Raw genomic sequence first — 14,125 nt, 5'->3', positions numbered from 1 at the left:
CTGAACCGCGCCGGGCGCGGTTTAGCATCCAACGTCGAGATTTGCCGAAGATCGTCATGGAACACGCCAAACCGAAAGTCTTCTTCATCGGCTTCAACAAGACCGGAACCACATCACTGCACGAGCTCTTCGCGAGCAGCGGCTACAAGAGCTACCACCACAATCTCGACGGATGGAATCTGGCCGTGAACATGGAAAAGAACAGCCTGGAGGGCAAGGCGCTCTTGGCTGGATTCGACGATGCCGACGTCTACAGCGATCTCACATACTTGAGCGACACGCACTATATCGAAGGCAATCGGTATTTCGAGGCGCTGCACGCCGAATATCCGAATGCCTACTTTATTCTACAGACCAGAAACGAAGACGACTGGATTCGCAGCCGGTTCAATCATTACCTGTTCGCATCGCGCATCTGCACCGCACTGAATCTGCCCCCTGAAGCGGTGGAGCCGTATTGGCGCGACCAGTGGGCGAGCCATACGCAGCGCGCGAAGGCACATTTTCGAGATTACGATCGCTTCATGTGTTTCGATATCGATCGAGACCGGATCGAGGAGCTGATCGAATTCGTCAAGCCGGATTTCGTGCTCGATCCTCGTTTCTGGGGAAAGCGCAACCAGACGATCGACATCTCCGCCGAGACCAACGGCGGGCGCGTTGAAGCGATCGGCATGCCCGGGGAGCATCAAGACAGGCGCTGAAACAGCGCCCTGTAGTTTTCGATCATCCGTTCGGCCGAGAACACCGACGCGCGTTTCCGGGCTCCCTCGGCCAATCGTGCGCGTTCGGATGGCTTGGCCAACCAGTGATTCAGAATCTGCGCCAGCGCCGCGTCGTCGCCGATCGGAAAGAGTGCGCCGCTCTCTCCGGGCTCGATGATCTCACCCGGCCCCCAAGGGCAATCACTCGCCGCCACAGGGACGCCCAGGGCCATCGCCTCGACGAGCACGTTGCCGAATCCCTCGTAATGCGACGACAGCACGAAGAGATCGGCGTGCCGGATCCAATTGAAGGGATTTTCCTGAAAGCCCGCCAAGTAAAGGCGCCCGCCGACACCGTACTCATCCGCCCAGGCCGTGATCTGCCCGCGCATCGGTCCCTCTCCCACAACGACCAGGAGCGGCAAAGGCTCGATGTCGACTCGGGAGAAGGCGGCGATCAGCGTCCTGAAGTCCTTTTGATCGGCCAGCCGGCAGCAAGTCAGGATCCAAGGCCGTGTCTTCTCGAACGCCAGCGGACGATCGCCGAGGCTGCAGATATGTTCCAGGTCGGCGCCGTTGTGGATGCTGGCGATCCGCGCCCGACGGGCGCCGAATCGCTCGATCAGCTCGCGCCCGACGCCGACGGATGGCGTGATCACGACGTCGCAGGTCTTCAATGCAAGCCGGATCAGGGCGCGCTCGGTGAGGCTCGCGCCGTGTCCGCGCTGCTTGAAATAACCGAGCAGCGAACCGTGCAGGCTTCCGATCAAGCGTCTGCCGCGCAGTGTGCGATAGTGGCGCCAGTACGCGATCGTCATGTAGAGCGTGGAATTGTGCATCACCCCGTAGAGGAGCGACGCACCGGTCTCGCGTGCCGCGATTGCGATCGCCCGCGCATAGGCCAGGAAGTTCTCCGGTCGGTAATCGAATGGATTCACGAGACCGAAAGACTCGAAGGTCACGAGCTCGATGGCCTGATTCGATGTCTCTGGGGCCAATAGGTCCGCGAAGTGCGGCCGCAGAGCCTCGTGCGTCAGTACGACGAGACGAAAGTGCGAAGCCAAGCCCTGAAAACGGATCCGGCTTTGCGTTTCCACCCCGCCCACATGATTCGTCGCGAGCACAATCAGGAGGATAGGGCGCGACGCCGCCTCGGTCGGGCGCGTAGGCCGCGGCCTGGTCTCGCCGCGCAGCCGGCGGGCCAGGGCACGCAAAGGCTCGGTCAAGCGCCAGGAGCGGCTCGCCTTGATCCGCGCCAGCTCCAGCTCCGGGGACTCGATTTCCGTGTCCTCGTCGTCCGGGCTCGGCACACTGCCGGTGTCGATCCGGACACCCTCGGCATCACGTTGCCGAAGCCGCGTCAGGACCGCATCCAAGGGCGCATCCTCGAGCGGAAAGGCATTGAAGCCCTCGGCAAACTCCACCGTGTCGGGCAACGACCAGGAGCGCGTGGTGTTGAGCGCGAGGATCCGACGCGCGTAGGGACGCTCCGACTCCTGCGATTGATATTCCGCCATCGCGCAACGCTTGACCTCGATCCAGGGCGTGACATCGATCAGCCGATTGCAGGGCCCCTGTACTGAGATCTCGTAGGCCACGGGCATGACCGGGAAGCCGCACCGGCGCAACGCCTCCCAGACCAGCACCGAGGTGGCGCGATGATCGGGATGGGGTTCGACGGGAGACGGAAAAAAGACCGTGCCCCCGGCCTGTCCCAGCAGGAGGGCCTCTGCGGCTGCGATGCGGTTCGCATCGGGTACCAATCCGCGATCCGGGGCGCGCCAGAAGGTCAAGGATGTACCGCCGAGCACCGCGACAGCCGCGCGCACCTCCCGCTCGCGGGTCTCGATCAGGTCATCCCCCGGCTCGCCGCCGAGTGCCCCGTCTGTGACCACCACGACATGCACCTGGATCCCGGCGGCGCGAGCGGCGGCGATGGTTCCGCCCATCCCGTAGGTTTCGTCGTCCGGATGCGGTGCGAAGACGATCCAGGGCCCCGGGAACAAGGGCGAGACGGAATAGGGGATGTAGTGGATCTCGGTCAGCTGCATGGCATGGCTCGGGGCGGGATCGGAGCGCGACAAGGGTCGGCGTGAGTGCGCTTGTGCCCTAGCACCGTTTCAAAAACAACATGAACATGTCGATTGGGCAAAGCACAGCGTGCCCAACCCGCGCCGGCATCAGTGGACGCAGTTGGGCACGCCGCGCTTTGCCCCTACGTCTGATGCCGGTCACCCATCCGTACACCTTGTTTTTGCGCCGTCTGTTGCTCAACGCACATCGGTATCGCCGGGCTGCCAGGATGGAGAGACGTGCGCGAAGCGCGCCGCGCTGGACGGCATGACGACGCCGATCATGCCTGTATCGCGGGCCGTTGCGCCCGCCGGCGCCTGATCCGAGAGATCCCCCTGCCACCACACGATCTGCCGAGCGCCTTGCGTATCGGCCCAGCCGGCGACAACGGCGAGGACCCGATCGATTGCGGCTTCATCGATCAGCCGATCCACGATCAGGATCTCGTCGTCGCGGCGGTTCAGAACGACCCATCCCGCCAGGGATAGGCCGCGCCGGATCCCCAGGAGTTGATAGCTCCGGCCGGGGTGACGCTCATAGCGCCATGACAGATACCGGCGGTCGCGCACCAACCGGCACCCGGGACGCCGCCCATGACGCGACCAGAGGGCGTCGAGACGTGAATCGTTCCAGCCGAGCGGGGAGGCTCCCCAGAACCCGCGTCCTTTCGGCGCGGCCGGGCGCATGTAGTCGTGGATCCGCCCGGTACCGCGATAGAAGCCGAGCCGTTCGCCGAGGCGAAACGGCCGCTCGCCCGGAAACCCGTAGAACATGCCCTCCGGGATGCGCGCCTGAAGGACGCCGATCAGGCCGTTCATAAAAACCGCGTAGGCGCCGCGCGGACCGGCGCCTCCGCGGGCATCGGGCGAGAGCATGACGTCGCACACCTGCGCGATCGGCACGGGCGCGCCGTCCAGCACGCCGGGCAGGATCAGGGCGCCCGCATGCCCGAGGATCTGCTCGCCCTCGGCCAGCACCACATTGACATGCCCGAGCAAGGCGGCGTCCTGGTACTTCCAGCGCCAGGCCGCCGGTGTGATCTCGGCTTCAAAGACGGTCTTGAACAACCGGCAGAGATCCTCGACGCGGTCTTCACCCACGTCGCGGACCTCATAGACCCCGTCCATCCCGAGCGCCTCCTCCTGCATCGTCACTCCTCGGTGTAGCCGCGTTACCGTACGCGCCCGCCGGTCCGCGCCGGGCGCACTCCGGCAGCACGCGCGCCCCCGATGCCGCACCGACGCGGACGGCATCGCGCACGGCAAACCGAGCACATGGTCGGCGCTCCGCGATCAGTAGCGGACATATTTGATGTCGTTCGCCTCGCTATAGTACTCGCGGTACCAGTCGTCCCCCATCCAGAGCCAGACCTCCGTAAGCTCCACATCGCGAGGCGGACGCGAGACGACCTCGCCGGTTTTCGCCGTGAAGGGCGGAATGGTCGCCGTCACACGGGTCTTGACCTCGGCACGCCAGCCGTCGATCTTGACCGCGTCGATCGCCGCTTCGCCGTATTTGATCCGTCCGAGCTGGCGCAGGTAGGACATCTGCTCGTTACGATCGCGGAAGAAGGGATCGAACAGCTTATAGGATGCAGTGTAATCCTCCTCCATCATGGCCTTCCAATAGGCCATGACGCGCGCGCGCAGCCCTTCGTCGGACGACGGCGGGGCATTTTCGACGGCGAGCCGCGCAAACTCGGCCAGCTCCTCGGGCGCGAAGCTGGCCTCGACCAGGCGTGCGCTCTGTACGGCATCGTTGGGCGACTCGAGCATAATCAGGTGAAAGCGCCCGTCCCGGACACCGAGTGCACCGGGGTTGGCGCGCAAACCCAGGTTGGTGTTCCGCTCGAACGGCAAGGGGACGTTCTGCTGCGCCCAGGTCTCTCCACCGTCGAGCGACAGGTTGGCATAGGGGCGCGCGCGGATCTCGCGCCATTCCTCCCACACCATCAGGACCTGGCCATCCTGCGGCCCGAAGGCGACGATCGGATTGCGCGCGACATATCCGGCGGCGAGTTCGGCGGGGCGCGGCGAGCTGGCCGTGGACCAGGTCTCGCCGCGGTCGATCGAGCGGATCAGACGCACGTCGCTCTTGGGGCGATTCACGCCGCGGCCCGGCTGACCGTCGACGGCGATCAGGATAGTGCCGGCGTCGTTGGCGGCGATCGAGATCGCGCCGATGTCGAAGTCGCGCAGGTCCTCGAAGGTGAAGGCCGTCCAGGTCTTGCCCGCGTCGTCGGAGCGGGCGCCCTCGAGCTGCCAGGCGCCTTCGCGCTCCGAGACCCAGACCGCGAACCAGCGCTCGCCGCTGCGGAAGGCCTCGAAGATGGGCGTGATCTCGCCGACCTCGGCAACCGTCACCGTCTCGCCGAAGGCCTCGGCGCCGGCCGGGCGGAACCGCGCGGCGATGCGTCGCGGCGACTCGTTGTAGAGCCAGCTGAAGGCCATCAGGCCGCCCTGCGGGTTCGACGTCCACACCGGATAGATGCCGGGCATCAGGGTCTCGATCGGCGTGAGCGCGCTGGATTCCAGATCGTACGCGCGATAGTAGAGGTTGTACTGCGCCTCATCGGGGGCGCTATTCTTCTCGCCGTACCAAAGTGCATGCAGGCGCGAGCCGAACCGCGCAAGCTCGAAGCGCGCCAGAGGTTCGGTCTCCTCGCCGATCTTGAGCGGGGCGGCGGCGGATTCACCGGCTTCGTTCAGCCGGCCCAGATACAGGCCCTTGACCGGAAACTTGTCGCGCCAAAGCACGGCAGCGCCTGCGTCCAGGCCGGTCATGGCCAGGCCGGAGGGCGCCTGCGAGCGCTCGGTGGCGGGCAGCATGGTGGCCACCTCGCCGTCGGGTCGACGCAGACGCAGCATCCGCGCCTGGTCGTAGTAGCCGAGCCAGGACTGTCCGGCGGCGTCGAGACGCTGCTGCCAGTTCGTGTCCCAGTTCAGGGTATAGGGGGTGAGTGCGACGGCGGGGGTCGGGCTCGAAGACGTTTCTGCGGCAAGGGCGAACGGCAGCAGCAGGACGCCTGCGGTGAACAGCGCGACCCCGGCTCGAACCCGAGCACCTCGAGTCGGAGCGGATATCCGTATTGTCATGCGATCTCTCTTGGGCAGCTTCAGGATTAACAGTGACAGCGACCACGCGGCGCGTAATTCGCGAGACGACAAAGCCGCCCGGAGGCGGCTTTGTCTGACCCGGCAGGACTTAGAGTCCAAGCCGGGACCAATCGGGTTCAGGCATCCGATTAAGGATTACTGACCGACTGCAGCAGGCATCAACAAGGAACCGTCGTTGTAGATCCCGTTGATCGGCACGCCGTTGAAGGTCGAGCCGAGGTTGACCTGATGCTTGAAGACAACCGCACCACCTTTGACCTTCGGGGACACATCGGTGTACTGCGGCTGGAGCCCCGGCTTCTGGACGGTGCCATCAGCGAGCATGAGGTTGGTACGGCGGCTTGCCAGGTCGCCCCAGCCACCGTCTACCAGTTGCGAAGCAGACGCAGTGCCGACCAAGGAGCTGGCCGGGACACGACCCACGCAGGTCACGACCTGCTCCTGAGCACCGGAGATCGGGTTCTCGTCACGATCGAAGAGCGCGAAGGTATTGTTCCGGCCTGTCGATGTGAACTTGATGGCTGCGGACAGGTTCCAGTATTGCGACTGGTTCTCGCCAACAGCGCCGTAGACCGACGCGATTTCCGTGGGGAAATTCACGGGGGTCACCAGGAAGGCGACGTTGAACTCGTCGACTGGCGGCAGACTCACCGGCACCGGGCTTTGGGTGCGTGCGTAGAAATAGTCAAATTCACTGTTTTGGGCGACGATAGTATCGGAGTTTTCGCCGAGCTGCGTGAAGCCCTGATAGCCCCAAGCGGAACCGTTCGCGTATTCGAGCAGCAGCGCTTCGCCGCTAACTGTCGAAACATTACCGGAGGAGGTAGGGGCCGCGTTGTCGACCAGCATGTAGCCACGGAAGCCTTCGCCTGGCTCCATCAGAGGACGTGCCAGCGCGAAATCGCGGCCGGAGGCGACCCAGTTGTTGTTGAGGCTGGGGTCGTTGAAGAGCACGCCCTGATCGTTCGGGGTGAATGGCGCCAGCGCGTTGTCGGCGAAGTAGCCGGTGATGTCGCTGGTCTGGATGTCGTTGTAACTGGTGGGCAGGTCGTAGTTGGTCTCTTGGCAGACGTCCAAGTTATCGACCACACCGCCTTCGCTCTGCTTGTAGATCAGCGCGTAGTGGATGTTGTTGGTGCCGGCCTTGTTGTTGCCGGCGGCATCTAGGCCAAGCAGGCCGTTGGCCGTGTTGACGACGCTGATGATGGTGGAAACCGTCTCACTTCCGACCACATAGGGGAAGAAGACGCTGTCCGCCTGAGCGGCCTGCATGCCCGCGAAACCGGCGGCGATCGCCACGGCAAGTGAAAGTTTTTTCTTTGCAAACATCATGATTCTCCGATATCAATGAACTGGCTTGAACGCACTGAGCGTGATCTTACGCATCCCCCGCCAGAGCTGCAATCCCCCCCGGCTTCGACGGCACACTTTCAGTGGATCTGTGCGAATGAACCCCGACCTGAGTCTACCGCGTGGGACCGAGCTACCGACCTCCTGTCCAGCATCTCTCGGACTCAATCGCCACGACGTGAAGTTTACACCACAACCGAGCCCTGTCAAGCAACCGACCGAAAATGCGAGGGACCTGATTCCGACCCCTGCCCCCGCCCGGATACTGCAACACCGCGGGACTGCACCCCATCGTTGCAGTGGCGCAACAGCAGCATCTTTGGTCACGATCCGCGGCGGTACGGCTGCCGTCATCGGCCCGTCATCCCGAGCCGTCCGCCGCCGGGCGCCCGGGCGGCATCTCGGCGTACAGACCTTCGAGCGCCCGCACGAGCCCCGGTGTATCGAAAAAGGGCGCGCTCGCGCGCGTTGCCGCCAGCCGAGTACGTAGGCCGGCCAACGCAGCCGGATCGCTCCCGAGCGCGATGGCCCGCTCGAGATAGGCGTCGAGGTCCTCGACAACCAGTTCGGGTACGCCCGCGGCCGTCAGCAGACTCGCCGCCACGCGCGAGGGCCAGGTCTCGCCCGCGCAGGTGAGCACGGGAACGCCGACCCAGAGTGCGTCCGAGGTGGTGGTGTGACCGTTGTAGGGCAGGGTATCGAGAATCAGGTCCGCGCAGGCGAGCCGCGCCAGATGCTCCGGCTGCGGGCGGGACCCGGCAAAGTGCAGCCGGTGCGCGTCGATCCCGCGCGCGCCGGCCTCGCGCCGCAGGTTCTCGCGCGTGCGGGCCTCTTTGGCGTAGATCCAGAGGACCGACCCGGGAACGGCGGCGAGCAGCGCGCACCAGCGCGCGAAGAGCTCGGGGGTCAGCTTATGCGGCTGATTGAAGGAGCCGAAGACACACGCCTCCTCCGGGAGACCCAGCTCCGCGCGGCTCGGCACCGGGGCGATCTCCCGACGCGGATCCACCGGCAGATAGCAGTGCGGAAGCCTGATCAGGGTCTCGGGATAGTCCGGCGCCGCCCGCGGGGGTGCGACCACCGAATCGGCGATCAGCGCATCCAGGCACCATCCGCCCAGGGAACCCGGAAAGCCGACCCAGCCGACCTGCACGGGTGCCGGGCGCAGCGCCAGGATTTCGGGCCGGGCGTGGGTCGTATAGCCGCCCAGATCGACCAGGATGTCGATCCCGTCGGCGGCGATGCGCCGCGCGGCCGCCTCGTGGCCGAGATCGCTCAACTCGACGAAGTGGTCGAACGCGGCGCGCATGCGTTGCCGCATCGGGCTCTCCGGGTTTGGACCGATCGCATAGCCGAAGACCTCGACGCGCGCGCGGTCGTGCAGCTCGAATACGGCGACGGACAAATAGGCGGTGGGATGCTCGCGGAAATCGGCCGATAGATAGCCGATGCGCAGGCGCCTGCCGGATGCGGAGTCCCGCGGGCGCGCGCCCGCGAGCGGTCCGCGCTCGGCCCATGAACGCAGGCGCCGTCCGTGCAGCCGCGCGACCCGACTCAGATCCGCGGCGCTCAAGCCGGGCAGCGACTGGGCGGAGAAGGGCTCGATCAGCGCCAGGTCGCTTGCGCGGATGCGATCGAGCACCTCGGGCAGGCTGCGCTCCCAGTCACGCCAGTCGCAGACGGCGCGCCGCAGGTCGAACAGCATGACCGGGATGCGCGGCGCGCGATCCCCGTGACGTGCGCGGGCCTGCTCGAGCAGGTCGATCGCCGGGGCGGGCTCGCCGATCTCCGCAAGCAGCCCGCCAAGGATCACCGCCTGCTCCGGGCCGGCCCCGGCCCGGTAGGCCTGCAGCGCGGCCTCGAGCGCACCCGCGCGGTCGTTGCGGGCGGCGCACAGCAGTGCGAGGGCCGTAAGGCGTTCATGCGCGGGCGCGCCGCTCGACTCCCCGACCAAGGCGAAGAGGCGCTCGGCCTCCGGTAGATCGTGCTCGTCGAGCGCCAGAAGGACCATCGAGAGCAGCACGCGCGGATGCCCCGGTCGGGCGCGCAGCAAGGTGTCGTAGTGGGCCCGCGCCTGCGGAAGGCGCCCGCGCCGTCGATCGATGTTGCCGAGGTTCAGCCGGACCTCGATGCGATCCGGGTGCTGCGCGAGGATGTCCAGGGCGATGGCCTGCGCCTCATCCTCCGCGCCGGCTTCCAGGAGCAGGTTCCCGAGATTCACGCGCGCATCGACATAGGACGGCGCCAGCGCGATCGCGCGCCGATAGGCCGCCTCGGCCTCGTCGAGCCGCCCGAGCGCGCGCAACACGTTGCCGAGGTTGTACTGCGGGAGGACATAGTCGGGCGCAAGCCGAGCGGCCTGCGCGTAGCTGTCGCGTGCCGCGTCCAAGGCGCCCCGCGCCATACGGACGTTGCCGAGATTGTTGTGGGCGTCGACGTAGGAGGGCGCGACGGCGACGCAGCGGCGCAGCAGACGCTCGGCCTCGTCGAGCCGACCGGCCCGCGCGGCTGCGATGCCCAAGATATGCAGCGCATCGGGCGCATCAGGGACGCGCTTTACGACTCGGCGCATCAGCCGCTCGGCGTCCTCGATCCGACCGACCCGAAACAGTTCGATGCCGCGCCGCAGCGCCTGCGCCGTATCGCCGGGCATCTCTCTTGCCGGCGACTTGGTTGTGGTCTCGGTCATTTCCGTTTGAAAGACTCCGGTCGATTCGGGATGTTTGCGCACATCGCCGACGGGTCCGAGCAAGCTACCCGCGCGGGATGATCACGCGGATGGCAAGATTTTTCAAGTGTGATCTCCGGCAAGTCCAGAGGTCGATTCATTCTATATAGTTGTGTTGAACGACCGGATGACGACGGGGAGCGCGCAACAGGCTGTGCAGTCCGGGCGGGCACGCGACGGCGATTCCTCACCGGCTTCGGCGCAATCGCGCACGGGGCATCGCTTCGCGCAACGCGTGGTCGTCGCCCGGCAAGACGGGAACGGCCTCGGCTTCGGACGTTCGTCGAACGGACGCACAATCCATTCAGATGGTGACGCAGATGGAAACAACAGGATCACTCATGCTGTCGATGCCGGCGCACAGACGCAAGGAACGCCTTTCTCCTCGTGCAGGCCGCATGGGGAGACCTACCCGAGCGATAATCCTGATGGCAATGCTGTCCATGACTGCGGCAGGCGCCAGCCACTCGGCCCCTCGGATGCCAGGATCGGCAAGCGTTGACCCGGGCCAAACGCTGGTACGCTCGGTGGCGGAGCCGGTGGCCGATCGCTACATCGTCGTCTATAAAGAAGGGGCCTTCGCGTCCGGGGCGCGCGCGTCGGTCAGTGGGCTGCGAACCGCCGTAGAAGGTCTGAATCAATCGCTCGCAAGCCGGCAAGGCGCGAGGATCGAGGCGCAATGGAGCCGGGCACTCCAGGGCATGGCCGTGCGGATGAACGCCGATGCCGCCGAGGCGCTCGCCCGGGATCCTCGGATCCTCTTCATCGAGGAGGACGGTTACGTCTACGCGGGGACGCAACAAAGCCCGGTGACCTGGGGCTTGGACCGCGTCGATCAACGCGGCCTGCCGCTCGACAACCGCTACAACTACGATGTCGATGCAAGCAACGTCACCGCATACATTATCGACACGGGTATCCGAACGACGCATCAGGAGTTTACCGGACGCGCGACCTGGGGTACCAACACGACCGGAGACGGCGCCGATCTGGATTGCCACGGTCACGGTACGCATGTCGCCGGCACCGTCGGCGGGGTGACCTACGGGATCGCGAAGGCCGTGAATCTGGTTGCCGTGAAGGTGCTCGACTGCAATGGGTCCGGCATGACCTCCGGCGTCATCTCGGGCATTGAGTGGGTGATCGATCAAGACGAGGCACCCGCCGTCGCCAACATGAGCCTCGGCGGCTCTTACTCGAGCGCGCTGAATCTCGCCATCAAACAAGCCACAACGGCCGGTATCATGATGGTGGTCGCCGCGGGCAACGACAACGCCGATGCCTGCGGTTATTCGCCGGCGTCCGCGCCCGAGGCCATCACGGTCGGCGCCACCACCAACGCGGACGGGCGCTCGAGCTTCTCCAACTACGGCGCTTGTTTGGATCTCTTCGCGCCGGGCTCGGCAATCACCTCCTCGACCAACGTCTCCGACACCTCGATCGGAACTTGGAACGGCACCTCGATGGCGGCACCCCATGTCGCCGGCGCCGCCGCACTCTATCTCGATGACGACCCGACGGCATCACCCGCAACGGTTGCCGCCGGCATCACCGCGAACGCGACTCCGGGGGTGGTGACGAACGCCATCGCCGACTCGCCCAACCGCCTCCTGTTCGCGCGCAACGACGGCACCATCGCACTCTCGGTCACCAAGCTCGGATCGGGAACAGGTGTGGTCGTCAGTCACCCGGCCGGCATCGATTGCGGCAGCGATTGCTCCGAGCGTTATGACAATGCGCCCGGCACGACCGTCATTCTCGATGCCGACCCCGCGGACGGCGACAGCTTCGACGGCTGGAGCGGCGACTGCACGGGCGCGGCGTCGTGCATCCTGTCCATGGACACGTCGAAACTGGTTACCGCCACATTCACCACACCTCCGCCGACTCTGGACAACGGCGCAACACAGCCTAATCTGGCGGGCGCGCAAGCCGCATGGCAATACTACGGGGTGCAGGTTCCGAGCGGCGCCACGGGCCTGACCATCAGCACGACCGGAGGCACCGGGGACGTCGATCTCTATGTTCGCTACGGAACCTTGCCGACGTTGTCGGCTTACGACTGTAGACCCTGGAACATCGGAAACAACGAGGTCTGCGACAATTTCCCGACACCGACCACCCCGGGTACCTGGTACATCGGCCTCTATGGCTTCTCGCCGTTCGCGGGCGTGACGCTCTCGGTCGGCTACACGGCCCCGGCGAGCGATCGTCAGCTCACCGTCAGCACGACCGGAAGCGGCAGCGGGAACGTCGCCAGCAATCCAGGAGGGATCGACTGCGGCCAGGACTGCACCCACGCATTCGAAAACGGGACGACCGTCGTGCTGACGGCTCAGTCCGACGGCGACAGCATCTTCAGCGGATGGGATGGCGCATGCACCGGTGTTGTCGCGACTTGCACGATCGCAATGAACGCCGACAAGATCGTCAGCGCCGCATTCCGCAACGCCGAATCCAGTAACCTCGCGGCCAGCGCCAACGGCGGCGTCGCCAGCGCATCCTCGACCTACAGCTCGGCCTACCCCGTCGCGGCAGTAAACGACGGCGATCGCCGCGGTGTGAGCTGGGGCAACGGCGGCGGCTGGAACGATGCCACGCGCAACACCTATCCCGATTGGGTGCAGATCGCCTTCGCCGGACCCGCGAGCATCGACGAGGTCGGTGTCCTGACATTGCAGGATAATTACACTGCGCCGGTCGAGCCGACCGAGGGCCTCGCATTCAGCACGTACGGCGTCACCGCGTTCACGGTGCAGTATTGGAACGGCTCCGCTTGGGCGACGATTCCCGGCGCCGCGGTCACCGGCAACAACAAGGTCTGGCGTCGCCTGAGCTTCACGCCGGTTACGACCGAGCGCATCCGCGTGCAGGTCGACGGCGCATTGGCAGGCTATGCCCGCTTGGTCGAGATCGAAGCCTTCGGGACCTTGGTCGCGTCCGATCCGCCGGATGATCCGCCGAACGACCCGATCGACCCGCCGACCAATCCGCGCGTCAACCTCGCGGTACCCGCCAACGGCGGGATCGCCAGCGCATCCTCGACCTACAGCGCGGCCTACCCCGTCACGGCATTAAACGACGGCGATCGCCGCGGTGTGAGCTGGGGCAGCGGCGGCGGCTGGAACGATGCCACCTCCAACGGCTATCCAGACTGGGCGCAGATCGCCTTTGCCGGACCCGCACTCATCGACGAGATCAATGTCCTCACGCTGCAGGACAACTACGCCTCCCCGATCGAGCCGACGGAGAGCCTCGCGTTCGGCAAGTACGGCGTCACCGCCTTTACGGTGCAGTATTGGAACGGCTCGGCCTGGGTCGCGATTCCCGGCGCCGCGATCACCGGCAACAACAAGGTCTGGCGTCGCCTGAGCTTCACACCGGTCACGACCGAGCGCATTCGCGTGCTGGTCAGCGGCGCCTTGGCCGGCTACAGTCGCTTGGTCGAGATCGAAGCCTTCGGGACCCTGGTCGAGCAAAATCCGCCGGATCCGATCGACCCGCCGCCGGACCCGCCGACCAACCCGCGTGTCAACCTCGCGGCACGCGCCAACAACGGCGTCGCCAGCGCATCCTCGACCTACAGCACGGCCTTCCCGGCCGCGGCTCTCAACGACGGCGATCGGCGCGGCCTCAACTGGGGCAGCGGCGGCGGCTGGAACGACGCCACCTCCAACGGCTATCCAGACTGGGCGCAGATCGATTTCGCCGGACCCGCGAGCATCGACGAGATCAATGTCCTCACGCTGCAGGACAACTACGCCTCCCCGATCGAGCCGACGGAGAGCCTCGCGTTCGGCAAGTACGGCGTCACCGCCTTTACGGTACAGTATTGGAACGGCTCGGCTTGGGTCGCGATTCCCGGCGCCGCGGTCACCGGCAACAACAAGGTCTGGCGTCGCCTGAGCTTCACCCCGGTCACCACCGAACGCATTCGCGTGCTGATCAGCGGCGCCTTGGCCGGCTACAGTCGCTTGGTAGAGATCGAGGCGTTCGGGTCGTTGGTCGGATCCAGCTCGTATCTCGACTCCCCGAATACGTCCAGTGAGACGGAGGTCAATGCTGTCGGTCACCCATGAAGCAGGGCGCAGAGCGCCGGAGCGACGCAACGGAAACACCTCGGCCGACCTCTATTGCCGCACGGAGCGGCCCGT

The 14,125-nt window shown here is 65.7% G+C and carries 7 protein-coding genes; 2 read left to right on the top strand and 5 right to left on the bottom strand.

The window, feature by feature from the left end; translation table 11 throughout:
* The first annotated feature begins 56 nt into the window (after positions 1-56).
* Positions 57-704, top strand: a complete 648-nt coding sequence (locus tag B4N44_RS03495; protein WP_296696971.1) for a sulfotransferase — start codon at positions 57-59, stop codon at positions 702-704.
* On the opposite strand, the gene B4N44_RS03490 is transcribed toward B4N44_RS03495, so the two are convergent.
* The 5 genes from B4N44_RS03490 to B4N44_RS03470 all read right to left on the bottom strand — a co-directional run bounded on the left by B4N44_RS03490 (position 689) and on the right by B4N44_RS03470 (position 9,932).
* Entirely contained in the window at positions 689-2,755 is a 2,067-nt protein-coding gene (locus B4N44_RS03490; protein WP_296696969.1) for a glycosyltransferase, read from the bottom strand. The two genes, B4N44_RS03495 and B4N44_RS03490, sit on opposite strands and share 16 nt — an antisense overlap.
* 219 nt (positions 2,756-2,974) lie before the next feature.
* Positions 2,975-3,925: a GNAT family N-acetyltransferase gene (locus tag B4N44_RS03485; protein ID WP_296696967.1), complete on the bottom strand. Its 951-nt coding sequence runs from the start codon at positions 3,923-3,925 to the stop codon at positions 2,975-2,977.
* Between the two features lie 144 nt (positions 3,926-4,069).
* Entirely contained in the window at positions 4,070-5,872 is a 1,803-nt protein-coding gene (locus B4N44_RS03480; RefSeq protein WP_296696965.1) for a WD40/YVTN/BNR-like repeat-containing protein, read from the bottom strand.
* A 156-nt stretch (positions 5,873-6,028) separates the two neighbouring features.
* Complete coding sequence (locus B4N44_RS03475; RefSeq protein ID WP_296696963.1) at positions 6,029-7,225, bottom strand: hypothetical protein; 1,197 nt, start codon at positions 7,223-7,225, stop codon at positions 6,029-6,031.
* Between the two features lie 379 nt (positions 7,226-7,604).
* Positions 7,605-9,932: a tetratricopeptide repeat protein gene (locus tag B4N44_RS03470; protein WP_296696962.1), complete on the bottom strand. Its 2,328-nt coding sequence runs from the start codon at positions 9,930-9,932 to the stop codon at positions 7,605-7,607.
* Between the two features lie 578 nt (positions 9,933-10,510).
* Here B4N44_RS03470 and B4N44_RS03465 point away from each other — a divergent pair.
* Entirely contained in the window at positions 10,511-14,050 is a 3,540-nt protein-coding gene (locus tag B4N44_RS03465; RefSeq protein ID WP_296696959.1) for a S8 family serine peptidase, read from the top strand.
* Positions 14,051-14,125 lie beyond the last annotated feature (75 nt).

Origin of the sequence: Thiocapsa sp. UBA6158, from assembly GCF_002423035.1 — a bacterium.
GTDB lineage: Bacteria > Pseudomonadota > Gammaproteobacteria > Chromatiales > Chromatiaceae > Thiocapsa.
The sequence above is the reverse complement of the archived record's forward strand: the minus strand, read 5'-3'. Positions and strand labels throughout refer to the sequence as shown.

What these genes read in the sequence shown, in the direction of transcription:
- B4N44_RS03470 (WP_296696962.1), bottom strand. Translation starts at nt 9,932, where the DNA reads ATGACCGAGACCACAACCAAGTCGCCGGCAAGAGAGATGCCCGGCGAT.
- B4N44_RS03495 (WP_296696971.1), top strand. Translation starts at nt 57, where the DNA reads ATGGAACACGCCAAACCGAAAGTCTTCTTCATCGGCTTCAACAAGACC.
- B4N44_RS03485 (WP_296696967.1), bottom strand. Translation starts at nt 3,925, where the DNA reads ATGCAGGAGGAGGCGCTCGGGATGGACGGGGTCTATGAGGTCCGCGAC.
- B4N44_RS03490 (WP_296696969.1), bottom strand. Translation starts at nt 2,755, where the DNA reads ATGCAGCTGACCGAGATCCACTACATCCCCTATTCCGTCTCGCCCTTG.
- B4N44_RS03480 (WP_296696965.1), bottom strand. Translation starts at nt 5,872, where the DNA reads ATGACAATACGGATATCCGCTCCGACTCGAGGTGCTCGGGTTCGAGCC.
- B4N44_RS03475 (WP_296696963.1), bottom strand. Translation starts at nt 7,225, where the DNA reads ATGATGTTTGCAAAGAAAAAACTTTCACTTGCCGTGGCGATCGCCGCC.